Below are 20,205 nucleotides of genomic sequence, written 5' to 3'. Positions count from 1 at the left end.
CCCTCATGAGCACCACCCGCCTCCGCACCCTCGGCGCCAAGACCGCGGGCCCCGGCAACCCCGTCTACATCACCGGCGAGATCGGCATCAACCACAACGGTGAGCTGGACAATGCCCTCGCCCTGATCGACATCGCCGCCGAAGCGGGCTGCGACGCGGTCAAGTTCCAGAAGCGCACCCCGGAGATCTGCACCCCGCGTGACCAGTGGGACATCGAGCGCGACACGCCCTGGGGCCGGATGACGTACATCGACTACCGGCACCGCGTCGAGTTCGGCGAGGACGAGTACCGCGCGATCAGCGAGCACTGCGCCGAGCGCGGCATCGACTGGTTCGCATCGCCGTGGGACACCGAGGCCGTCGCGTTCCTGGAGAAGTTCGACGTACCGGCGCACAAGGTCGCGTCCGCTTCGCTCACCGACGACGAGCTGCTGCGCTCGCTGCGTGCCACCGGCCGTACGGTGATCCTCTCCACCGGTATGTCGACCCCGAAGCAGATCCGGCACGCGGTCGAGGTGCTCGGCAGTGACAACATCCTTCTCTGCCACGCCACTTCGACGTACCCGGCCAAGGCCGAGGAGCTGAACCTCCGCGTCATCAACACCCTCCAGGGGGAGTACCCCAACGTCCCGATCGGCTACAGCGGCCACGAGACCGGCCTCCAGACCACCCTGGCCGCCGTCGCGCTCGGCGCGGCCTTCGTCGAGCGTCACATCACCCTGGACCGCGCCATGTGGGGCTCCGACCAGGCGGCATCGGTCGAGCCGCAGGGCCTGCAGCGGCTGGTGCGTGACATCCGCACCATCGAGGCGTCGCTCGGTGACGGCGTCAAGAAGGTCTACGAGTCGGAGCTCGCCCCGATGAAGAAGCTGCGCCGCGTCGCGGGCGTCGTCGCCGAGGGCGCGGACCGCGAGCCCGCGTCGGTCTGAGGCCGGAGAACCGGACCGGAGCCCCGGACCGGAGAAACGAGACCGGAGAACCGCCACTGTGAAGAGCGCCCCCGCCACGCTCGCCTTCGTGGAGAGCCCCGTCCAGCTGCTCAACCTGCTGGAGTGGGCCCACACGACGACCATGGACCTGACCGTGGTCGTCCTCTCACCGCTCGACCCCATGTCCCGGGGCCAGCTGCGCCGGATGGCCGAACTGGCCCGGGGCGAGGGGATCACGGTGCGCTGGGAGGAGGCGCGTGGCGGAGTGGCGGCGCCGTTCCAGACCATCGGCGGGCTGACACCCCTGCTGCGCGGGGCCGGCCGGATCGTGATCGGGGACCCGTTCTCGCGGTACGTGCAACTCCTCCTCGCCCTGACCGGCGCCCGGGACCTGACGGTGGTGGACGACGGCACGGCCACCATGGAGTTCATCGCCCAACTCGCCGCGAAGGAGCCCCTGGTCCGCTGGCACAGACGCGGCCGCCGCGGCCCCCGGGACCTGCTCTTCGCCCCCATGGCGTCGGCGGCCCGCCGCCGCCTCACCCCGTCCGGCCGGCGCGCGGTGGAGGTCTTCAGCTCGATGCCGGTGACGGACGCGCCCCCCGGCCTGACGGTCACCACCAATGACTTCGCCTGGACGCGCTCCCGGTTCGGCCCGCCGAGGATCACCCGCACCTCGGACCTGGTGGGCACCTCGCTCGTGGAGACGGGGGTGGTGGACCAGGACCGCTACATCGCGGCGGTGACCGGCCTGGCCCGTACGCACCGGGTGACGCGGTACTTCGCCCACCGACGCGAATCCACCGAGAAGCTGCACCGCCTGCACGCGGAGACGGGCCTGGAGATCGTCCGCCCCGATCTCCCGCTGGAACTGATCGCGCGCCGCGGCCCGATCGGCCGCACGATCGTGAGCTTCCCGTCCACGGTGGTCCACACCCTGCCGCTCGCGCTGGCGGGCACGGAGGTCCGGGTGGCGGTCTGCGACATCGACCCCACCTGGCTCACGGACACGGCGTCCCCCCGGGCACAGGGATTCCTGGCGGGGGTGACGGGCACGGCACGCGACGTGCAGCGGCTGGCGCCGGGGGTGTGAGGTTCCCGGGACGTGGAACTCCGGCTTCCCGGAGGCCCCGGCGGACCCGGAGGGCCCCCGGCTGGCGGTCAGCCTGCCGCCAGGGGCATGGCCCGGGCGACGGCGAGGGTGTCCTCGAACAGATGGAGGCGTTCGATCCGTCCGTCGCGGACCGTCAGCCGGAAGGCCACAGGCGTGGTGAAACTGCGCCCGGTGGACTTCACCGTGTGGGTGAACCGGCCGAACAGAGCGGCCTCGTGGCCGTCCACCAGGATCTCGTCGATCCGTGATTCGCTCGCGCCCTCCACGAAGACGGGCCACATCGTGCGGAAGTACGCGGACACCTCCTCGCGGCGGGTACGGGGGCCGGTCCAGGGCAGGCGGCTGTCGCCGGGGACGTACCAGTCGATCTGCTCGGAGAACAGGGCGGCGACGCCGTCCGCGTCCCCTGCCGCCAGCAGGCGGAGAAAGCTGTTGACGGTTTCGCGGAGATCGCTGACATCGGTGGGGCGGGCGGTCGCTGTCATGACTGCTCCTTGGGTGTGGTGGCGGGTGGAGGAGGTGCGGGGTTCGGAAACGGGGTTCAGACCTGGACCAGCCCACCGTCCACGAAGAACTCGGCTCCGGTGCTGAAGGAGCTCTCGTCGCCGGCCAGGAAGGCGGCCAGGGCCGCGACTTCCTCGGGCCGGCCCATGCGGTCCAGGGGGATCTGGGAGGCGAAGGCCGTCCTGGCCTGTTCGGCCTCGTGCCCCGCTCCCGTCGCGAGGCCGTCGAAGCCCGGGGTCCCGATGGGGCCCGGGGTGATCACGTTGACCCGGACCCCCAGCGCTGCCAGCTCGTTCGCCCAGGTGCGCGCCAGGCTCCGGACCGCGGCCTTGGATGCCGCGTAGATCCCGAGACCTTCGCCGCCCTGCCCGGCGCTGGAGGAGGACAGCAGGATGACGGAAGCCCCCGGCGCCAGCAGCGGCAAGGACTTCTGGACGGTCAGGAGGCTTCCCTTCACATTGATGTCGAAGGTCCGGGCGAACTGGTCCTCGGTCGCGTCCTCAAGACGGGCGTGCTCGCCCACTCCGGCGTTGGCCACTACGACGTCCAGCTGCCGGCCGTCCCGCCGGATGACGTCGAAGAGGCGATCGAGGTCGGCCGCCTTCGATACGTCGCACTGCACCGCCACCGCTTCGGGTCCGGCCTCGGCCGCGGCGGCCTCCAGGGCGGAGGCGCGCCTGCCGGTCAGGTACACACGGGCGCCGTCGTCGGCGAAGCGCTTGGCCACCGCCCGTCCGATACCGCTCGACGCGCCGGTCACCAGGGCGGTCCTGCCAGCCATCTGTCCCATGATTCCTCCTGTTTTCGGTGTAACTATTTTGGTTACATTGAGGGGATGAAAAAACCGCCGCGGCGGTCCTGGTGCGGTCAGTGGGCGGAGAGCGTGTCGCTCAGGACGTCGGCCACGGTGGTGCGGGCCAACTCCTCCCGGAGCGTCCGGTCGAGGCGTCCGTAGACATTGCCGAGCGCGGGCTGGATGCCGGCGCCCACGACGCAGTCCGGATTGGGGTCCGCGCGGTGCATGCCGAACAGCGGGCCGGACTCGATGGCGTCGTACACGTCCAGCAGGGTGATCCCGGAAAGTTTCCGGTTCAGCATCCAGCCCGCTCCGGAGCCGCGCTGGGAGCGCACGAGATCCGCTGTGCGGAGCTGGCCGAGCAGGCGCCGGATCACCACGGGGTTGGTGTTCGCGCTGTCCGCGATCTGCTCCGACGTGGCGACCTCGAACCCGCGGCTCTGGTAGAGCCCCACCCATGCGAGGGCGTGCACGGCGACGGTCAGCCTGCTGTTGGCGCTCATGTCGCCCCCTCTGTCGGTGGTCCGTGGTGCCGTTTCGCTGTAACCATAACTGTTACGACGGACTCGGGCAAGCGGGGCGGCCCGCCGCGGACCCACCAGCCCATGGACGCGCCCCGCCACCCGCCCGAGCGGCCCACGGCAATACCCACCAAAACCTCACCCCAAGCCCTCCGCGCCATGATTCTTTCGCCTAAGCGGCTGAACTTTTGTTGATCGGTGGTTAGTTGAGCAATGAAGGGGCCTAACCTTGAACGGGTGAACCAGTTGATGTCCCGCGAGTCCGATGCCGACCAGCCCGGTGGCGCCCACGGCGCCAGTGCAGCCAGTGGAACCGATGGTGTCGGCGGCCCCGGCCCCGGCCCCGGCCCCGCCGCCGGTGCCGCTGACGCGGCCCTGCCCGGTGCACTGCCCGCCGACCTCCGTGCCGAGCTGATCGCCTTCCGCCGGGATCTGCACCGGCACCCGGAGCCGGGGAACCAGGAGTACCGCACCACCGCCGCCCTCAAGGCGCGGCTGGAGCTGGCCGGGCTCGCGCCCCGCGTGCTCAACACCGGGACCGGCCTCATCTGCGACATCGGCACCGGCAGTACGGTCGGCACCGGCAGTACGGTCGGCACCGGCAGCGCGGACCGTACGACTGCGTCCACCGCCCCCCGCCCCATGCTCGCCCTGCGCGCCGACATCGACGCGCTGCCCATCCCGGACACCAAGGTCGACTGCGACTACCGCTCCACCGTGCCCGGCATGGCGCACGCCTGCGGGCACGACGTGCACACCACCGTCGTGCTCGGCGCCGGTCTGGTGCTCGCCCGGCTGCACCGGGCGGGCCGGCTGCCGCACCCGGTACGGCTGATCTTCCAGCCCGCCGAGGAAGTGCTGCCGGGCGGCGCCCCCGACGCCATCGAGTCGGGGGCGCTCGAAGGGGTCGGCCGGATCATCGCCGTGCACTGCGACCCCAAGGTCGACGCCGGACGGATCGGGCTGCGGACCGGGCCCATCACCTCTGCCTGCGACCGGCTCGAAGTCAGCCTGGACGGGCCCGGCGGGCACACCGCGCGCCCGCACCTCACCACCGATCTGGTGACCGCCGCCGCCAGGGTCGCCTCCGATGTGCCCGCACTGCTGGGCCGGCGGGTCGACGCCCGCGCGGGGCTCGCCGTGACCTGGGGGCGGATCGAGGCCGGCCACGCCTGCAACGTCATCCCGCAGCACGCCGAACTCTCCGGCACCGTGCGCTGCCTCGACCTGGACGCCTGGCGGGCCGCCCCCGATCTGGTGCACGCGGCCATCGCCGAGGTGGCCGACCTGCACCGGGCCAAGTCGGTGATCAATTACGTACGCGGGGTGCCGCCCGTCGTCAATGACGGTGCCATGACCGAGCTGCTGCGCGACGCCATGACCGCGCGCCGCGGGCCGTACGCGATCGAGGACACCGAACAGAGCCTGGGCGGCGAGGACTTCTCCTGGTATCTGGAGCAGGTGCCCGGTGCGATGGCCCGGCTCGGCGTGCGGACACCCGGCGACAGCCCCCGGGGCGACCTGCACCGGGGGGACTTCGACCCCGACGAGGCGTCGGTCGAGGTCGGCGTGGAACTGTTCACCGCCGCCGCGTTGCTCGATGGACGCCGACTGTAGGCGGACACGTAACCGGAGAGTCACGACCCCGTTCGCGTCGATCCGATAACAGGTTCCGAACGGGCCTTTACCTGACATCTACGCGCGTTACGATCCTCGCGAAAACCAGCGCCGGAAGAGGCGCTCCAGGTTTGGTTTGAAGGGACCTCCTCTTGCGCCGGGTAACCAAGATCGCTGCGTCTGGCATAGCCACCGCGGCCCTCGCTCTCTCCGTCTCCGCCTGCGGCAGCACGTCGACTCAGCAGGATGAGTCCAAGTCTTCGTCGTCCGGCTCCTCCAAGGGGGTCAAGGTCGGCGTCGCGTACGACGTCGGTGGCCGCGGCGACCACTCCTTCAACGACTCCGCTGCCCGCGGTATGGACAAGGCGAAGAAGGAGTTCGGCGGCAGCATCAAGGAACTGACGGCGAAGACCACCGACACCGAGGCCGACCGCGTTCAGCGGCTCACCGACCTCGCGGACGCGGGCTACAACCCGATCGTCGGCATCGGTTACGCCTACGCGAACTCGATGAAGCAGGTCGCTGCCAAGTACCCGAAGGTCACCTTCGGCATCGTGGACTCGGTCGTCGACGCCAAGAACGTCGACAACATCGTCTTCACCGAGGAGCAGGGCTCCTACCTCGCGGGAGTCGCCGCAGCGCTGAAGTCCAAGACCCACCACGTCGGTTTCATCGGTGGTGTGGACGTCCCGCTGATCAAGAAGTTCGAGGCGGGTTACGTCCAGGGCGTCAAGGACACCAATAGCAAGATCAAGATCGATCGGCAGTACCTCAGCCACGGCTCGGACACCTCCGGCTTCGCCAGCCCCGACAAGGGCAAGGAAGCCGCGCAGGGCATGCTCGACAAGGGCGCGGACGTCGTCTACTCGGCGGCAGGATCCTCCGGCAACGGCGCCATCGAGGCCGTCAACGGCAAGAAGGGCGCCTGGGCGATCGGCGTCGACTCGGACCAGTACAACATCGCCTCGCTGGCGAAGTACAAGTCCTCGATCCTGACCTCGGTCGTCAAGAACGTCGACATCGGCGTCTACGACCTGGTCAAGTCGGTCCGGGCCGGCAAGCCGATGACCGGTACGCACACCTACTCGCTCGCCGAGGGCGGTGTCTCGCTGGCCACCAGTGGCGGTTTCATCGGCGACATCAAGACCCAGCTCGACGCCGCGCAGAAGAAGATCGTGGACGGCAAGGTCAAGGTCAAGACGACCCCCTGACCCGGCCCGTCACCTGGGCCCGGTGTGAGGGTTGCCTGCCTCTCGCCGGGCCCATAACAATGTGTCAACTCTACGCGTGTAGCGCGTAGTTGACGCGTTAGCGTCACCGCATCCCGTCCCGCCTACGCCGGGGCTCCGCCGCCCCATCGCTCCTTCTCCGAGGAGAGTGCGCCATCAACGCGTCCAGCCCTCCCGCCGTCGAACTGCGCGGCATCACCAAACGATTCCCCGGTGTCGTCGCCAACCGCGACATCGACATCACCGTCCGCAAGGGCACCGTGCACGCGCTGTGCGGTGAGAACGGGGCCGGCAAGTCGACCCTGATGAAGATCCTCTACGGCATGCAGAAGCCGGACGAGGGCACCATCACCATCGACGGCGACCAGGCCGTGTTCGCCAGCCCCGCCGACGCCATCGCCCGTGGCATCGGCATGGTGCACCAGCACTTCATGCTCGCCGACAACCTCACGGTCCTGGAGAACGTGGTTCTCGGCGGCGAGAAGCTGTACGGGATCGGTACCAAGGCCCGTAACAAGATCCGGGAGATCTCGGACGCGTACGGTCTCGGCGTCCGCCCGGACGTCCTCGTCGAGAACCTCGGTGTCGCCGACCGCCAGCGCGTGGAGATCCTCAAGGTCCTCTACCGCGGCGCCCGCACGCTCATCCTCGACGAGCCGACCGCGGTCCTGGTCCCGCAGGAGGTCGACGCGCTCTTCGACAACCTCCGCGAGCTCAAGTCCGAAGGCCTGACGGTCATCTTCATCTCCCACAAGCTCGGTGAGGTGCTCTCCGTCGCCGACGAGATCACCGTCATCCGGCGCGGCACGACCGTGGGCACCGCCGACCCGGCGACCACCACGTCGAAGCAGCTGGCCGAGCTGATGGTCGGCAGCGAGCTGCCCTCGCCCGAGACGCGCGAGTCGACGGTCACCGACGCGCCGATGCTCACCCTCGACGGCCTGAGGCTCACCGCGGTCGACACCGACGGCGTCGTACGCGAGGTGCTCTCCGGGATCTCCTTCACCATCCACCAGGGCGAAGTCCTGGGCATCGCCGGTGTGGAGGGCAACGGCCAGGCCGAGCTCGTCGAGGCGATCATGGGGATGCGCGACCCCGACGGCGGTGTCATCACGCTCGGCACCACCGACATCTCGCACGCGCCCACCCGCGAGCGCCGCGAGAGCGGCATCGGCTACATCCCCGAGGACCGCCACCGGCACGGCCTGCTCCTGGAGGCCCCGCTCTGGGAGAACCGGATCCTCGGCCATGTCACCGAGCGGCCCAACTCCCGGCGCGGGCTGATCGACGCGAAGGCGGCCCGCGCCGACACCGAGCGGATCGTCGCCGACTACGACGTGCGGACGCCCGGTATCGACGTCACCGCGGCCTCCCTCTCCGGCGGCAACCAGCAGAAGCTGATCGTCGGCCGTGAGATGAGCCACCACCCCAAGCTGCTGATCGCCGCACACCCCACCCGGGGCGTGGACGTCGGCGCGCAGGCCCAGATCTGGGACCAGATCAAGGAGGCCCGCCGCGAAGGGCTGGCGGTCCTGCTGATCTCCGCCGACCTGGACGAGCTGATCGGCCTGTCCGACACCCTGCGCGTGATGTACCGCGGCCGGCTCGTCGCCGACGCGGACCCCGCCACGATCACCCCCGAGGAGCTCGGCTCCGCGATGACCGGAGCCGCGACCGGCCACCTGGAGCACGGCGAGAACGCCGGTCCGGACGGGAACTCAGGTCCGGAGGCTCCCGGCACCCAGAAGGCTCCGGGCACTCCGAAGACCCCGGCAGGCCGGAAGGCGCCGCGGATCCCGGAGCCCAGGACGACCCCGGAGCCCAGGACGACCCCGGAGACCCCGGACACCGCCGGCGGCGAAGCTGGGGGAGAGGACCGATGAAGAAGTACACCTCGCGCATCGACCGGGAGCGACTGCTCCTCGGCATAGCGGCGCCCCTGCTCGCGGTGGTGGCGGCCCTCGTCGTCACCGCGCTGGTCATCCTGGCCACCGGCAAGAACCCGCTGTCCGCGTTCAGCGACATGCTGACGTACGGCTCGGCCAGTGACAGCCAGATCTACATCCTCAACAAGGCGACGACGTACTACCTCGCCGGTATCGCGGTGGCCATCGGCTTCCGGATGAACCTCTTCAACATCGGGGTCGACGGCCAGTACCGGATGGCCGCCTTCTTCGCCGCGGTCGTCGGCGGCGCGCTGTCGCTGCCCGGCATCGTCCAGATCCCGCTGATGATCGTGACGGCCATGCTGGTCGGCGCGATGTGGGCCGGTATCGCCGGCGTGCTGAAGGTGACGCGGGGCGTCAGCGAAGTCATCTCGACGATCATGCTGAACTCGATCGCCACCGCGGTCATCGCCTATCTGATGCAGCCGGGCCGGCTCGGCCAGCTCGACGACGCCGGCACGCTCGTCTCCACCAAGCCGCTGCCGGAGTCCTCCTGGTTCTTCTCCATCAACACCGGTCCTGCCGGGATGCTCTGGGGCTTCATCTTCATCGCGGCGCTGGCCGGTGTGGCGTACTGGTTCGTGCTGGGCCGCACCCGCTTCGGCTTCGACCTGCGCGCCGTCGGCCAGTCCGAGTCCGCGGCCTCCGCGAGTGGTGTCAGCGTCAAGAAGATGGTCGCCACCAGCATGATCATCTCGGGTGCGATGGCCGGTCTGATCGGGATGCCGACGCTGCTCAACGACAGCCACATGTACAGCAACGACTTCCCGCTGGGCGTCGGCTTCACCGGGATCGCCATCGCGCTCCTGGGCCGCAACCACCCCATCGGCATCGCGCTCGGCGCGCTCCTCTGGGGCTTCCTGGAGCGCACCACCAACCACCTTGAGTTCATGGGGTACGACAAGGAGATCCTCGGCGTGATCCAGGGCGTCATCGTCCTGTGCGTGGTCATCGCCTACGAAGTCGTGCGCCGTTACGGGCTCAAGCGACAGCAGCGCAAGGTCGGCGCCGAACTCGCCGCGCAGGCCGCCGCCCACTCGAACCAGCAGGAGGTGACGGCATGACCGCGACCATGACCAAGACTCCGCCGCCGGCGGATTCCAAGGCGGCGAGCGCCACGTCCGGCCGTTCCGGCCTCTCGCTCCCGAAGATCCTGCTGATCGTCGCCTGTGCGCTGATCCTGCTCTCCCTGGTCCGGATCGTCACCGGCGCCGACCAGTTGACCTCCGAGGGCCAGATCGGCGCCTCGCTCGGGCTCGCCGTGCCGATCGGACTCGCCGGACTCGGCGGTCTCTGGTCCGAGCGGGCCGGTGTGGTGAACATCGGCCTCGAAGGCATGATGATCCTCGGCACCTTCGGGGCCGGCTGGATCGGCTGGCAGTCCAGCCCCTGGCTCGGACTGCTCGCGGGCATCACCTTCGGCATGCTCGGCGGACTGATCCACGGGATCGTCACCATCACCTTCGGCGTGGACCACATCGTCTCCGGTGTGGCGGTCAACCTGCTGGCGCTCGGCGCCACCCAGTACCTCGCCAAGATCTTCTTCAACCACGGCGCCGCCGAGGCCGCGGGCGGCAACCCGAAGCAGTCCCCGCCCGTCGACTCGATGCCCGACTTCACCGTGCCGGGTCTCTCGGACGGGCTGTCCTCCGTCGAGAAGCACCACTGGTTCTTCGTCTCCGACCTGGCCGGTGTCCTCGGCGGCCTGGTCACCGACGTGTCGGCACTGACGATCATCGCCGTGCTGCTCTTCATCGGCACCTGGTGGGTGCTGTGGAAGACCGCGTTCGGCCTCCGGCTGCGCTCCTGCGGAGAGAACCCGATCGCCGCCGAGTCGCTGGGCGTCAACGTCTACACGTACAAGTACGCGGCGGTCGCCATCTCCGGCGGTCTGGCCGGGCTCGGCGGTGCCTTCCTCGCGATGGTGCCCACGCACATCTACCTGGAGAACCAGACCGGCGGGCGCGGCTACATCGGTCTGGCCGCGATGATCTTCGGCAACTGGCGTCCCGGCGGACTCGCGATGGGCGCGGGCCTGTTCGGCTTCTCCGACGCGCTCCAGCTGCGCAACGGCGGCGAGACCGTGCACGCCCTGCTGCTGCTCATCGTGGTGCTGCTCGTGCTGCTCGCCGCGTGGAAGCTGTACCGCAAGGCGGTGGTCCAGGGCACGATCAGCGCGGTCGTCGCCGTGCTCATCCTGGTCTGGTACCTGTTGACGGACGATGTCCCGTCCGACTTCGTGGGCGCCACCCCGTACGTGGTGACCCTGCTGGTGCTCTCGCTCTCCGCGCAGCGGCTGCGGATGCCCAAGGCGGACGGCATGCGCTACCGGAAGGGCCAGGGCAAGTGACAGAGGTCGACTGGGACGTACTGCGGGAGGCCGCGCGCGGCGCGATGTCCCGTGCGTACGCGCCGTACTCGAAGTATCCCGTGGGTGTCGCGGCGCTGGTGGACGACGGGCGCACGGTCGTCGGCTGCAACGTCGAGAACGCCTCGTACGGCATCGGGCTGTGCGCCGAGTGCGGTCTGGTCTCCCAGCTCCAGGTCACCGGCGGTGGCCGGCTGACCCACTTCACCTGTGTCGACGGCGCGGGCGCGGTGCTCGTGCCGTGCGGGCGCTGCCGCCAGCTGCTGTACGAGTTCGGCGGGCCCGAGCTGCTGCTCGAAACCCCCGACGGGGTGCTGCCGCTCTCCGAGATGCTGCCGCAGGCGTTCGGCCCGCAGCATCTGAACTGACGCGTCGACGGCCCTTCCACCGGGGTGGAAGGGCCGTCGGCCTCCCCTCCCTCCAGACATCTCTATGCGCGTAGAGTCGTCGCGCGTCACGCGCACCGACACACACCCCCTGCCGGAAGGAACGCCAACTCCATGGACGTCATCTCTGTCATCCGCACCAAGCGGGACCGGGGCGAACTGAGCCCCGAGCAGATCGACTGGGTGATCGACGCGTACACCCGCGGCGCGGTCGCCGACGAGCAGATGTCGGCGCTGGCGATGGCGATCCTGCTCAACGGCATGAACCGCACCGAGATCGCCCGCTGGACCGCCGCGATGATCAACTCCGGTGAGCGGATGGACTTCTCGGCGCTGTCCCGGCCGACCGCCGACAAGCACTCCACCGGCGGTGTCGGTGACAAGATCACGCTGCCGCTCGCTCCGCTGGTCGCCGCGTGCGGGGCCGTCGTACCGCAGCTGTCCGGCCGCGGGCTCGGCCACACCGGTGGCACGCTCGACAAGCTGGAGTCCGTCCCCGGCTGGCGGGCGCTGCTCTCCAACGCCGAGATGATGGACGTCCTGGACTCGGTCGGCGCGGTCATCTGCGCGGCGGGCGACGGTCTGGCCCCCGCGGACAAGAAGCTGTACGCGCTGCGCGACGTCACCGGCACGGTCGAGGCGATTCCGCTGATCGCCTCCTCGATCATGTCCAAGAAGATCGCCGAGGGCACCGGGTCGCTCGTCCTGGACGTCAAGGTCGGCTCCGGCGCCTTCATGAAGAACCTGGACGACGCCCGCGAACTCGCGTCGACGATGGTCGGTCTCGGCACCGACCACGGTGTCCGCACGGTCGCGCTGCTCACCGACATGGCGACCCCGCTCGGCCTGACCGCGGGCAACGCCCTCGAAGTACGCGAGTCCGTCGAGGTCCTGGCGGGCGGCGGCCCCGCGGACGTCGTGGAGCTGACCCTCGCCCTGGCCCGCGAGATGCTGGACGCGGCCGGTCTGCGGGACGCAGACCCGGCGAAGGCGCTCGCCGACGGCTCCGCGATGGACCACTGGCGCCGGATGATCGCGGCGCAGGGCGGCGACCCGGACGCGGCGCTGCCGGTCGCCCGCGAGCAGCACGTCGTCACCGCCCCGTCGGGCGGGGTGCTGACCCGGCTGGACGCGTACGACATCGGGGTGGCCGCCTGGCGTCTCGGTGCGGGCCGCGCCCGCAAGGAGGACCCGGTGCAGGCGGGCGCGGGTGTCGAGCTGCACGCCAAGCCCGGTGACACGGTCACCGAGGGCCAGCCGCTGCTGACCCTGCACACGGACACCCCGGAGAAGTTCGCGTACGCGCTGGAGTCGCTGCCGTCCGCGTACGACATCGCCCCGGCGGGAACCGCGTTCACCGCGAACCCGATCGTGCTGGACCGCATCGCCTGACCGGTCCTGGACGGCACCTGCGGGCCACCGGTCACGGTGGGACCGGTGCGGCGATGAGTTCCGGGCGATGAGTTCCGGACGCCGCGCCGGTCTTCCTGGTGTGGATGTCACCGAGCCGCTCGTCCTTGTCATCATCGGCCCGGTCACCCGGGCCGATGTCCCGCGTCTGTGCGAGGAGCTGCGACTGCTGCTGCACGGCGCCGCGCGCGGGCGGGCGCCGGCTGCGGTCGACTGCGACGTGGGCGGCCTCGTCCGCCCCGGCCTGGCCGCCGTGGAGGCGGTCGCGGGGCTCCGGCTCACCGCCCTGCGGCACGGCAGCCGGATACAGCTCCGCAACGCGGCGCCCGCGCTGACCGAACTGCTGGCCCTGACCGGCCTCGCGGAGCCCCCGGAGCCGTAGCGCCCGCTTGCTACCCCTCCAGGTGCTTGGCCAGCCCGAAGAGCGGGAACCAGCGCTCGGTGTCCAGGAACGAGGTGATCCCGGCGACCCGGCCGTCGGTGATCTCGATGACCATGAGCGCCCAGGGGTCGAACCCCGTACCCGACTCGCTCGGGTGGTAGTGGGCGAAGGCCGGGGTGCCGTTGGCCACTGTCGGGACGAGCCGTGAGCCGCGGCAGACCGAGCCGACGCCCAGCATCCAGCCGACGATGTTCTCGTGGCCGCGCAGCCACAGGTCGTACGGCGGCATGGAGAGCGTGGCGTCCTCATGGAGGAGAGCGGTCAGCGCCTCCATGTCGTACCCCTCGAAGGCCGCGACATAGCGGGCCAGCAGCTTCTGCTGCTCCTCGTTCAGCGGATCGGCCGCGTCGGTCGCGGCGGGCGCGCACTCGGCGAGGGTCGAACGGGCCCGCTGCAGTGCGCTGTTGACCGATGCGACCGTGGTCTCCAGCAGCGCTGCGACCTCGCTCGCCTTCCAGGCGAGCACCTCGCGGAGGATCAGCACGGCCCGCTGCTTGGGCGGCAGATGCTGGAGAGCGGCGACGAAGGCGAGCCGGATCGTCTCCCGCTCGACCGCCTTCTCCGCCGGGTCCACCAGGGACGGCAGCACCCGGCCGTCCGGCACCGGCTCCAGCCAGGCCGCCTCGGGCTGTGCGTTGAGCACGGCCCTGGCCACCGGGGTGGCCTCCGACAGATCCATCGGGCGGGCCCGCTTGTTGCCCGCGTTCAGCATGTCCAGACAGACGTTGGTCGCGATCCGGTAGAGCCACGAGCGCAGCGAGGAGCGGCCCTCGAACCGGTCGAAACTCCGCCAGGCGCGGACCATCGTGTCCTGCACGGCGTCCTCCGCCTCGAAGGCCGAACCGAGCATCCGGTAGCAGTAACCGGCGAGCTCCGTCCTGTGTGCCTCCAGACGGGCGTCGAGGTCTGTTGTCGCGAGGTCGCTCATAGGGGTGCCCCCTGCTTGATTCCCGATCGCACCAGCGATACCGAAGCTACAGGGGGCCACTGACAACGGCATGCGGATCAGCTCACCGGCACCTTTTACGGGGAGCCGAGAGGGCTCTCAGGTGTGCGCCGGTGCACGCCGGGCGGTCCGCGCGCTGTACGACCCGTACAGCGTGACCGCCGCGACGCCGGCCACCGCGAGCAGCCCCAGCGCCACCGTGCCCGCCCAGCCCCCGGCGTGGAAGGCGGCCGCTCCGAGCGCGCCGCCCGCGCTGCTGCCCAGGTAGTACGCGGACTGGTACAGCGCCGACGCCTGGGCGCGGCCGGTCTTCGCCGTGCGGCTCACCGACGAGGACGCGACGGCGTGCCCGGCGAAGAACCCCGCGGTGATCAGGACGAGGCCCAGGAGCACCGCCGCGAGCGCGTCGGCCAGCGAGAGCAGCAGCCCCGCCGCGGTCGTCGACACCGCCAGGTAGAGCGCGCCCCGGCGGCCCAGCCGGCCGACGAGCCGGCCGGCCGTCGCGGAGGAGACCGTACCGACGAGATAGACCAGGAAGACCGAGCCGACCAGCCCCTGCGGCAGGCTGAACGGTGCGCCCACCAGCCGGTAGCCGATCACCGTGTAGACGGCGCCGAAGACCGTCATGAAGAGCGCGCCGATCGCGTACAGCCGGCGCAGCAGCGGGTCGCCGAGGTGGGTGGCGACGGTACGGGCCAGGGCGCGCGGGTCGAGCGGGGCCGCGGTGAAGTTCCGGGCCCGGGGGAGCATCAGCCGGAAGACGACCGCGCAGACGACCGACATCAGCCCGATCGCGCCGAGCGCCGCGCGCCAGCCCCAGGCCTGGGCGACCCAGCCGGCCAGGATGCGTCCGCTCATGCCGCCGATGGAGTTCCCGGCGACGAACAGCCCGATCGCTGCGACCAGCGCCTTGGGCCGCACCTCCTCGGCGAGGAAGGCCATGGCCGAGGCCGGGAGCCCGGCGATGGCCGCACCCTGCACCGCGCGCAGCACGATCAGCGAGGTCACGTTCGGCGCGAACGGCACCAGCAGGCCGATGGCCACGGCGACCGAGAGGGACGCCGTCATCATCGTCCGCCGCCCGAACCGCTCGGAGAGCGCGCTGAGCGGCAGTACGAACACGGCGAGCCCGGCGGTCGCCGCCGAGACCGTCCAGCTGGCCTGGCCGGCCGTGGCGCCGAGGCCGGAGCTGATGGCGGGCAGCAGGGCCTGGGTCGAGTAGAGGAGGGCGAAGGTCGCCATGCCCGCGGAGAAGAGCGCGAAGCTCATGCGGCGGTAGCCGGGGCGGCCGGGGGTGAGCTGCTCGGGCTGGGACGGCGCGGCGGAGGCACTCACGGTGGTGAGTGCCCCGGTACTGGCAGGAGGCATGCTCCGAACGTAGGTCCGGGTCTTTGATGCGTCCAATGCATGGACTGGCCATAATCGTTCCCATGGAGCATCAGCACAGCTCACAGCCGCGGCTGTCACCCAGGAGTTACGAAGAAGACATCAGGGAAGACATCCGGCTCCTGCTCGCGCCGCGCCTGGCGTACTTCGAGGCGGTCGCGCGCCACGAGCATGTCACCCGGGCCGCGCACGAGTTGTCGGTGCCGCAGTCCACGCTCTCGCGCGCCATGGTCAGGCTCGAAGCGGACCTGGGTGTCGCGCTGTTCGCCCGCAGGGGCCGCTCCGTCTCGCTGACGCCCGCGGGCCGCACCTTCCTGTCGACCGTGGAGCGGGCGCTCACCGAGGTCGGGCGGGCGGCCGATTCCGTACGGGCGGACGCCGACCCCGCGTCCGGCCGCATCACCTTCGGTTTCCTGCACACGCTGGGCCCCGAGACGGTCCCAGGACTGATCCGTGCCTTCCGGGCCGACCACCCGGGTGTGCGGTTCCAGCTCGTCCAGAACTACGGCGAGGCGATGATCAAACGGCTGCGTGCCGGGGAGCTCGACCTCTGTCTGACCTCCCCGGTGCCGGACGCGCCCGACCTGGTCGCCCGGCGCCTGGACGAGCAGCGGCTGCGGCTCGTGGTGCCGGACTACCACCGGCTCGCCGGCCGCAGACGGGTCAGGCTCGCCGAGGCCGCCGACGAGGCCTTCGTGACGCTGGAGCCGGGGTACGGGCTGCGCCGCATCACCGACGACCTGTGCGCCGAGGCCGGGTTCACCCCGCGGATCGCCTTCGAGGGCGAGGAGGCGGAAACGCTGCGCGGGCTGGTGGCCGCCGGGCTCGGGGTGGCACTGCTGCCACCGCCCGCGGTGGCCAGGCCCGGGGTGGCGGAGCTGGCGGTGACCGCGCCGCGGGCGGTGCGGGAGATCGGGGTGGCCTGGCTGGACGGGCATCCGGACACGGCTCCGGTGGCCGCGTTCAAGCAGTTCCTGCTGGCGCGGCGGGGGCGGCTGCTGCCGGAGTAGGGACGGGGGAACGCCGCCCCGCTCCGGCAGCAGCCGCCCCCTCACCCCGGCGGCACCGCCGGTCCGCTACTGGAGGGTCCTGCCGAACCCGGCGGCCAGCGGCATCCGCAGTCCCAGCGGCGGCGGCGCGGCGAACGCGTCCACCACCGGGCGCGCCCACGCGTGCGAGAACAGCGCCCCCCGTACGAAGTCCGTTGCCAGCGCCACCACTTCGGACCGGTGCTGGCGCAGGGAGTGGCCGTCGGAGTGGACCTCGAAGCGGCAGGTGTCGCGGTTGGTCTTCTTGGCGCGCTCCGCCAGCCGGAAGGAGAGTTCGGGGTCGGAGCGGGCGTCCGTGGTGCCGTGCACGATGAGGACCTGACGGCCCACCAGCTGCTTCACCGGTTCGGGCTCGGCGGCCACATCGTCGTCGGGCAGCCACGGCGCGACGGCCAGGACCGAGGTGACCGCGTCGTGGCCGGCCGCGTGCAGGGCGGCGCGGCCGCCCATGCCGTGGCCCGCCAGGCAGACCGGCACGTCGCCGTACCGCCGCAGCGCCTCGTCCACCGCCCAGGACGCGTCCTCGGCGAGGTGCGCGTCGGCGCCGTTCCAGCCGCGGAAGCGGTAGCGGACGACGTGGGCCGCGAGCCCGTCGTCCCGGCCCGCGCGGGCGAGCCTGCGGGCCGGCGGGCGCAGGGACGCGTACGGCAGGGGGGAGGAGCGGCGCCTGGAGACCGGGTCGCCGTCGGGGAGCAGCAGAACCACACCGCTGACCGCGGACTGTGTCCCGCCTGCCCCAACTGCCCGTCCCAGCCTGGCCTCCGGCAGGGCTGGTGCTTGCTGTGCCATAACGGAACAGTCTCAGAAGCAGAGGTGTACTCCACCCTTCCGAACGGTCACTGTTACATATCGACCGGGCGCGATCTACGCGCGTAGGGGCTAAAGTGCCCAGATGACGAGCCAGACCAAGCAATCGCCCACCACGGATCAGATCGGCCGAGCTCCGAAGGTGCTCCTCCACGATCACCTCGACGGGGGCCTGCGCCCCGGCACGATCATCGAACTCGCCCACGCGGCCGGGTACACGGCTCTCCCCGAGACCGACGCCGGCAAGCTCGGCATCTGGTTCCGCGAAGCGGCCGATTCCGGTTCGCTGGAGCGCTATCTGGAGACCTTCGCGCACACCTGCGCCGTCATGCAGACGCGCGAGGCGCTGGTGCGCGTCGCCGCCGAGTGCGCCGAGGACCTGGCCCAGGACGGCGTCGTGTACGCCGAGATCCGGTACGCCCCCGAGCAGCACCTGGAGGGCGGTCTCACCCTCGAAGAGGTCGTGGAGGCGGTCAACGAGGGGTTCCGTGAGGGCGAGCGGCGGGCCAGGGAGAACGGCGACCGGATCCGGGTCGGCGCCCTGCTCACCGCGATGCGGCACGCGGCCCGCGCGCTGGAGATCGCCGAACTGGCCAACAGCTACCGGGACCTGGGCGTCGTCGGCTTCGACATCGCGGGCGCCGAGGCCGGCTTCCCGCCCACCCGCCACCTGGACGCCTTCGAGTATCTGAAGCGGGAGAACAACCACTTCACCATCCACGCCGGTGAGGCCTTCGGCCTGCCGTCGATCTGGCAGGCGCTCCAGTGGTGCGGCGCGGACCGGCTCGGGCACGGGGTGCGGATCATCGACGACATCGAGGTCGCCGACGACGGCACCGTGAAGCTGGGGCGGCTCGCCTCGTACGTGCGGGACAAGCGGATCCCGCTGGAGATGTGCCCCACGTCGAACCTTCAGACCGGCGCCGCCGACTCGTACGCCGGGCACCCCATCGGCCTGCTGCGGAAGCTGCACTTCCGGACCACGGTCAACACGGACAACCGGCTGATGTCGGGCACCAGCATGACCCGTGAATTCGAGCACCTGGTCGACGCGTTCGGCTACACGCTCGACGACATGCAGTGGTTCACAGTCAATGCGATGAAATCCGCATTCATTCCTTTCGATGAACGCCTTGCCATGATCAACGACGTCATCAAGCCCGGATACGCGGAGCTCAAGGCCGAGTGGCTCTTCCGTCAGACCGCTGTGACCAGTGGTTCCGCGGCCGGAGCGCGCTGACCCCACCGTCGGACGGGCGGCCGGAAGAGACTTTTCCGGCCGCTTCGCCGTGTTTGCGGAGGGCGGGTTCGAGTGGCTACCTTGCGTAGCCGCTCAATTACCCTCCCTCTCCCCCCGCAAGGACGTTTTCCTCATGAAGCAGTCTGCTGCCAAGACCCTCGGTGCCGCCGTTCTCGGTGCCGCATTCGCCGCGGCCGCCGCCGGTTCCGCCTCCGCGGCCGTCGTCCCGGTCACCCCGGACGTGACGGGCACGCTGGGTACGGTCACCAGCACGCTCCCGCTGGACAGCGTCACGTCGAAGATCCCGGCCGGCAAGGGGAACTCCGTGCAGTCCGGGCAGCACGCGGTCGGCGGTGCGAAGCGGGCGCTCAAGGGCGGCAGTGGGGCCCAGGGCAACAAGGGCCTGCTCGGCGGTCTGCCGACCGGGACCGTGACGGACGCGGTGAGCGGTCTCGGCAACTGATCCCCGGCGACTGATCCCCGGCCGGCCACCGGCACGGCCGAAGACGGGGCGCACACCCATCCCCCGGGGTGTGCGCCCAGTCGTCGTGTACGGGTGTCGGCGCGGGTCTACCAGGCGGCCGACGGCGACTTCTCGCCGGGCAGCAGGATCCACAGCGCCAGATACAGCAGGAACTGCGGCCCCGGCAGCAGGCAGGAGACGACGAAGATCACGCGCATGGTGGTCGCGGAGGTGCCGAAGCGCCGAGCCAGCGCTGCGCACACTCCGCCGAGGACGCGGCCTTCACGGGGGCGGGCAAGTGCGGACATGAGGGGCTCCTTCGCGAAGCGTCGTGGGAGCGGCTCTGTCGCGCTCCCTGTACATCCATCATGACGCGCGGTGGCGGAACAAAGCATCGCTCTACGGGGCGATCCCGACCCTGGGAATCGTCGGGGTAACTCCCTGGGGGACCTCGTCCGGAAGAACGGCCGGCCGTTCCGCGCGCTCCACCCGCCTGCGCCGCAGCCGGTTCCGCGCGGCCGGCACCACGAGGACGTGCGCCACCGCGACGCCCGCCGTGTTGAGCAGCAGCGAGTCCACATCGACCACCTGCCCGGGCACTCCGGTCTGCAGCAGCTCGATGGCCAGCGAGATCAGCGCGCCCGCCGCGACCGTACGGGCCAGCGAGGCCCAGGGCGACACCCGCAGCCGGCCGCCGGCCATCGGCAGCAGCACACCCAGCGGGGCGAGCAGGAGCAGCGCCTCGCCGATCCGGCGGGTGGCCTCCAGGGCGCCCAGGGCCAGATCCGCCCTGATCCCGGCGAACGGCGTGAAGTTCGAGGCGGTCACCCACATCACATCCAGCGGGCGCAGGGTCAGCCAGCCGACAACCAGGAGATGCGCGGCGAGGAGGAGGACCCCCACGACGCGAAAACGGATGACGGAGCGACCGCCCGTACCTTGACCCACGCCCCCCAAGACGCCGGTAGCGGTGGGAACGGTTCCGCTGACTTTGTCACCGTGCCGTCACCGAATCCCCGCCGAACCCCCGCCGGGCCCGCACGCACCCTCAC

The 20,205-nt window shown here is 70.8% G+C and carries 21 protein-coding genes; 13 read left to right on the top strand and 8 right to left on the bottom strand.

What is annotated here, in order from left to right:
- Positions 1-5 precede the first annotated feature (5 nt).
- Together OG285_RS12090 and OG285_RS12085 are read left to right on the top strand one after the other, a co-directional pair.
- Positions 6-929, top strand: a complete 924-nt coding sequence (locus OG285_RS12090) for an N-acetylneuraminate synthase family protein (protein ID WP_356828538.1) — start codon at positions 6-8, stop codon at positions 927-929.
- Between the two features lie 58 nt (positions 930-987).
- Positions 988-2,022: a hypothetical protein gene (locus tag OG285_RS12085; RefSeq protein ID WP_371790947.1), complete on the top strand. Its 1,035-nt coding sequence runs from the start codon at positions 988-990 to the stop codon at positions 2,020-2,022.
- A 68-nt stretch (positions 2,023-2,090) separates the two neighbouring features.
- Here the strand turns inward: OG285_RS12085 and OG285_RS12080 are convergent, their stop codons facing one another.
- The 3 genes from OG285_RS12080 to OG285_RS12070 all read right to left on the bottom strand — a co-directional run bounded on the left by OG285_RS12080 (position 2,091) and on the right by OG285_RS12070 (position 3,846).
- The gene (locus tag OG285_RS12080; protein WP_371790946.1) at positions 2,091-2,528 is read right to left on the bottom strand and encodes a nuclear transport factor 2 family protein; all 438 of its coding nucleotides are present in this window, start codon (positions 2,526-2,528) and stop codon (positions 2,091-2,093) included.
- Positions 2,529-2,584: 56 nt separating this feature from the next.
- Entirely contained in the window at positions 2,585-3,337 is a 753-nt protein-coding gene (locus OG285_RS12075; protein WP_371790945.1) for an SDR family NAD(P)-dependent oxidoreductase, read from the bottom strand.
- Between the two features lie 77 nt (positions 3,338-3,414).
- Positions 3,415-3,846 (bottom strand): Rrf2 family transcriptional regulator, encoded by a 432-nt coding sequence (locus OG285_RS12070; RefSeq protein ID WP_371790944.1) that lies wholly within the window; start codon positions 3,844-3,846, stop codon positions 3,415-3,417.
- Positions 3,847-4,113: 267 nt separating this feature from the next.
- Here OG285_RS12070 and OG285_RS12065 point away from each other — a divergent pair, with 267 nt between their 5' ends.
- From OG285_RS12065 to OG285_RS12030, 8 genes are all read left to right on the top strand, one after another.
- Positions 4,114-5,481: an amidohydrolase gene (locus OG285_RS12065; RefSeq protein WP_371793511.1), complete on the top strand. Its 1,368-nt coding sequence runs from the start codon at positions 4,114-4,116 to the stop codon at positions 5,479-5,481.
- Positions 5,482-5,633: 152 nt separating this feature from the next.
- Positions 5,634-6,692, top strand: coding sequence for a BMP family protein (locus tag OG285_RS12060; RefSeq protein WP_371790943.1), 1,059 nt, complete (start codon positions 5,634-5,636; stop codon positions 6,690-6,692).
- Between the two features lie 173 nt (positions 6,693-6,865).
- Positions 6,866-8,593 (top strand): ATP-binding cassette domain-containing protein, encoded by a 1,728-nt coding sequence (locus tag OG285_RS12055; RefSeq protein ID WP_371793510.1) that lies wholly within the window; start codon positions 6,866-6,868, stop codon positions 8,591-8,593.
- Positions 8,590-9,720 carry an ABC transporter permease gene (locus tag OG285_RS12050; RefSeq protein WP_356828526.1) on the top strand — a complete coding sequence of 377 codons (1,131 nt, stop codon included), beginning with the start codon at positions 8,590-8,592 and terminating at the stop codon, positions 9,718-9,720. The genes OG285_RS12055 and OG285_RS12050 overlap by 4 nt, the downstream gene beginning before the upstream one ends.
- Complete coding sequence (locus OG285_RS12045) at positions 9,717-11,006, top strand: ABC transporter permease (protein WP_356828524.1); 1,290 nt, start codon at positions 9,717-9,719, stop codon at positions 11,004-11,006. Before OG285_RS12050 ends, OG285_RS12045 begins: the two co-directional genes overlap by 4 nt.
- Positions 11,003-11,392, top strand: a complete 390-nt coding sequence (locus OG285_RS12040; protein ID WP_356828522.1) for a cytidine deaminase — start codon at positions 11,003-11,005, stop codon at positions 11,390-11,392. The genes OG285_RS12045 and OG285_RS12040 overlap by 4 nt, the downstream gene beginning before the upstream one ends.
- Positions 11,393-11,524: 132 nt before the next feature.
- Positions 11,525-12,802 (top strand): thymidine phosphorylase, encoded by a 1,278-nt coding sequence (locus OG285_RS12035; protein WP_356828520.1) that lies wholly within the window; start codon positions 11,525-11,527, stop codon positions 12,800-12,802.
- A gap of 67 nt (positions 12,803-12,869) precedes the next feature.
- A complete protein-coding gene (locus OG285_RS12030) occupies positions 12,870-13,202 on the top strand; it encodes an STAS domain-containing protein (RefSeq protein WP_356828518.1) in 333 nt (110 codons plus the stop codon).
- Positions 13,203-13,212: 10 nt separating this feature from the next.
- Here OG285_RS12030 and OG285_RS12025 read toward each other — a convergent pair whose 3' ends face one another.
- Both OG285_RS12025 and OG285_RS12020 read right to left on the bottom strand, forming a co-directional pair.
- Positions 13,213-14,190, bottom strand: coding sequence for a sigma-70 family RNA polymerase sigma factor (locus OG285_RS12025; protein ID WP_356828516.1), 978 nt, complete (start codon positions 14,188-14,190; stop codon positions 13,213-13,215).
- 117 nt (positions 14,191-14,307) lie between these two features.
- The gene (locus OG285_RS12020) at positions 14,308-15,576 is read right to left on the bottom strand and encodes an MFS transporter (RefSeq protein ID WP_356828514.1); all 1,269 of its coding nucleotides are present in this window, start codon (positions 15,574-15,576) and stop codon (positions 14,308-14,310) included.
- Between the two features lie 62 nt (positions 15,577-15,638).
- Between OG285_RS12020 and OG285_RS12015 the strand changes: the two genes are divergently transcribed.
- Positions 15,639-16,604: a LysR substrate-binding domain-containing protein gene (locus OG285_RS12015; RefSeq protein ID WP_371790942.1), complete on the top strand. Its 966-nt coding sequence runs from the start codon at positions 15,639-15,641 to the stop codon at positions 16,602-16,604.
- Positions 16,605-16,670: 66 nt separating this feature from the next.
- On the opposite strand, the gene OG285_RS12010 is transcribed toward OG285_RS12015, so the two are convergent.
- Positions 16,671-17,432 (bottom strand): alpha/beta hydrolase, encoded by a 762-nt coding sequence (locus OG285_RS12010; protein WP_356828511.1) that lies wholly within the window; start codon positions 17,430-17,432, stop codon positions 16,671-16,673.
- A gap of 103 nt (positions 17,433-17,535) precedes the next feature.
- On the opposite strand from OG285_RS12010, the gene OG285_RS12005 reads away from it, so the two are divergent.
- Together OG285_RS12005 and OG285_RS12000 are read left to right on the top strand one after the other, a co-directional pair.
- Positions 17,536-18,690 (top strand): adenosine deaminase, encoded by a 1,155-nt coding sequence (locus OG285_RS12005; RefSeq protein WP_356828509.1) that lies wholly within the window; start codon positions 17,536-17,538, stop codon positions 18,688-18,690.
- Positions 18,691-18,823: 133 nt separating this feature from the next.
- Positions 18,824-19,153, top strand: coding sequence for an ATP-binding protein (locus OG285_RS12000; protein ID WP_356828507.1), 330 nt, complete (start codon positions 18,824-18,826; stop codon positions 19,151-19,153).
- Between the two features lie 107 nt (positions 19,154-19,260).
- Here the strand turns inward: OG285_RS12000 and OG285_RS11995 are convergent, their stop codons facing one another.
- Both OG285_RS11995 and OG285_RS11990 read right to left on the bottom strand, forming a co-directional pair.
- Complete coding sequence (locus tag OG285_RS11995) at positions 19,261-19,461, bottom strand: PspC domain-containing protein (RefSeq protein WP_164258416.1); 201 nt, start codon at positions 19,459-19,461, stop codon at positions 19,261-19,263.
- Between the two features lie 91 nt (positions 19,462-19,552).
- On the bottom strand, positions 19,553-20,101 hold the full coding sequence (locus OG285_RS11990; RefSeq protein WP_356828505.1) for a VanZ family protein: 549 nt from the start codon (positions 20,099-20,101) through the stop codon (positions 19,553-19,555).
- Positions 20,102-20,205 lie beyond the last annotated feature (104 nt).

It is taken from the genome of Streptomyces sp. NBC_01471 (genome assembly GCF_041438865.1).
In the GTDB taxonomy this organism is placed as follows: Bacteria; Actinomycetota; Actinomycetes; order Streptomycetales; family Streptomycetaceae; genus Streptomyces.
Note: the sequence above shows the minus strand (reverse complement) of the source record. Positions and strands in the feature narration are given on the sequence as shown.

Coding starts and splice junctions, on each gene's coding strand:
- OG285_RS12090 (WP_356828538.1), top strand. CDS start 6: ATGAGCACCACCCGCCTCCGCACCCTCGGCGCCAAGACCGCGGGCCCC.
- OG285_RS12065 (WP_371793511.1), top strand. CDS start 4,114: ATGTCCCGCGAGTCCGATGCCGACCAGCCCGGTGGCGCCCACGGCGCC.
- OG285_RS11995 (WP_164258416.1), bottom strand. CDS start 19,461: ATGTCCGCACTTGCCCGCCCCCGTGAAGGCCGCGTCCTCGGCGGAGTG.
- OG285_RS12075 (WP_371790945.1), bottom strand. CDS start 3,337: ATGGGACAGATGGCTGGCAGGACCGCCCTGGTGACCGGCGCGTCGAGC.
- OG285_RS12050 (WP_356828526.1), top strand. CDS start 8,590: ATGAAGAAGTACACCTCGCGCATCGACCGGGAGCGACTGCTCCTCGGC.
- OG285_RS12020 (WP_356828514.1), bottom strand. CDS start 15,576: ATGCCTCCTGCCAGTACCGGGGCACTCACCACCGTGAGTGCCTCCGCC.
- OG285_RS12035 (WP_356828520.1), top strand. CDS start 11,525: ATGGACGTCATCTCTGTCATCCGCACCAAGCGGGACCGGGGCGAACTG.
- OG285_RS12010 (WP_356828511.1), bottom strand. CDS start 17,432: ATGGCACAGCAAGCACCAGCCCTGCCGGAGGCCAGGCTGGGACGGGCA.
- OG285_RS12015 (WP_371790942.1), top strand. CDS start 15,639: ATGGAGCATCAGCACAGCTCACAGCCGCGGCTGTCACCCAGGAGTTAC.
- OG285_RS12045 (WP_356828524.1), top strand. CDS start 9,717: ATGACCGCGACCATGACCAAGACTCCGCCGCCGGCGGATTCCAAGGCG.
- OG285_RS12025 (WP_356828516.1), bottom strand. CDS start 14,190: ATGAGCGACCTCGCGACAACAGACCTCGACGCCCGTCTGGAGGCACAC.
- OG285_RS12005 (WP_356828509.1), top strand. CDS start 17,536: ATGACGAGCCAGACCAAGCAATCGCCCACCACGGATCAGATCGGCCGA.
- OG285_RS12080 (WP_371790946.1), bottom strand. CDS start 2,528: ATGACAGCGACCGCCCGCCCCACCGATGTCAGCGATCTCCGCGAAACC.
- OG285_RS12000 (WP_356828507.1), top strand. CDS start 18,824: ATGAAGCAGTCTGCTGCCAAGACCCTCGGTGCCGCCGTTCTCGGTGCC.
- OG285_RS12030 (WP_356828518.1), top strand. CDS start 12,870: ATGAGTTCCGGACGCCGCGCCGGTCTTCCTGGTGTGGATGTCACCGAG.
- OG285_RS12070 (WP_371790944.1), bottom strand. CDS start 3,846: ATGAGCGCCAACAGCAGGCTGACCGTCGCCGTGCACGCCCTCGCATGG.